This window comes from Methylobacterium sp. B1 (assembly GCF_000333255.1).
In the GTDB taxonomy this organism is placed as follows: Bacteria; Pseudomonadota; Alphaproteobacteria; order Rhizobiales; family Beijerinckiaceae; genus Methylobacterium; species Methylobacterium fujisawaense.
The window spans coordinates 1-1094 of record NZ_BACT01000583.1; the positions used below are offsets into that span (position 1 = coordinate 1).

The following is a 1094-nucleotide window of genomic DNA, read 5'->3' on the forward strand; positions in this document are numbered from 1 at the left end:
CCGCTTCTCGCTGCTCTCGGCGCTCTCCACCCGCAACGATGCGCCGGAAGCGGCCTCGAAGCCGTTCTCGAAGGACCGGGACGGCTTCGTGATGGGCGAGGGCGCGGCCGCTCTGGTTCTTGAGAACGCCGAGGCCGCGATCGCCCGGGGCGCCGCGATCCTCGGCTACGTCCTCGGCTGCGGCGAGAAGGGCGACGGCTTCCACCGCACCCGCTCCAGTCCCGACGGCGCGCCGATCATCGCGGCGATCCGGGCCAGCCTGGAGGATGCCGGCGTCGCGGCCGAGGCGATCGACACAGTGAACGCGCACGGCACCTCGACGCCGGAGAACGACAAGATGGAGGCCCTGGGCCTGGGGGCCGTGTTCGGCGCCCGCGCGGCCAGCCTGCCGGTGACCTCGAACAAGTCGATGATCGGCCACACCCTGACCGCGGCGGGCGCCATCGAGGCCGCGGTCTCGCTGCTGACCATCCGCCACGGCCGGATCCCGCCGACCATCAACCACCGGGTGCCGGACCCCACCATCGCCCTCGACATCGTCGAGACCGCCCGCGACCTTCCGGTGCGCACGGTGCTGTCGAACTCGTTCGGCTTCGGCGGCCAGAACACCTGCCTGGTCTTCGGCGCGGAGCCCGCGTGAGCGCCGCACCTGCCCAGAGCCGCGTCCTCGTGACCGGCGGCGCGTCCGGAATCGGCGCCGCGATCGTCCGCGCCCTGGCCGAGGCCGGGCTGAGCGTCGACTTCACCTATCGCGCCTCCGCCGAGGCCGCGCAGGCCTTGCTGGCCGACCTGCGTGCGGCGCATCCGGACCGGGCCTTCGCGGCCCATTCCGTCGATCTCGGCGATCGGGGGGCGCTGGAGGCGTTCTGCGAGATCGCGGAAGCGGCGGGCTATTACGGCCTCGTCCACAATGCCGGGAAGTCCTGTGACGCCCTCGCGGCGATGCTCGATCAGGAGCGTGCCGAGGCGGCCATGCAGGTCAACTTCTTCTCGTTGACGCGGCTCGCCAAGTCGCTCGTCCGGGAAATGACCCGGGCGCGGTCGGGCCGCATCGTGGCGATCGGGGTCGTCGCCGCCCTGCGGGCGAATGCCGG

2 protein-coding genes are annotated in these 1094 nt (G+C 72.4%); both read left to right on the forward strand.

Features of this window, described 5'->3' with window-relative positions; all coding sequences use genetic code 11:
• Positions 1-640: beta-ketoacyl synthase N-terminal-like domain-containing protein (locus I53_RS17150; protein WP_043352774.1), on the forward strand; the 640-nt coding region annotated here is incomplete at its 5' end.
• Positions 637-1094: SDR family NAD(P)-dependent oxidoreductase (locus I53_RS17155; protein ID WP_043352776.1), on the forward strand; the 458-nt coding region annotated here is incomplete at its 3' end. The genes I53_RS17150 and I53_RS17155, both read left to right, overlap by 4 nt.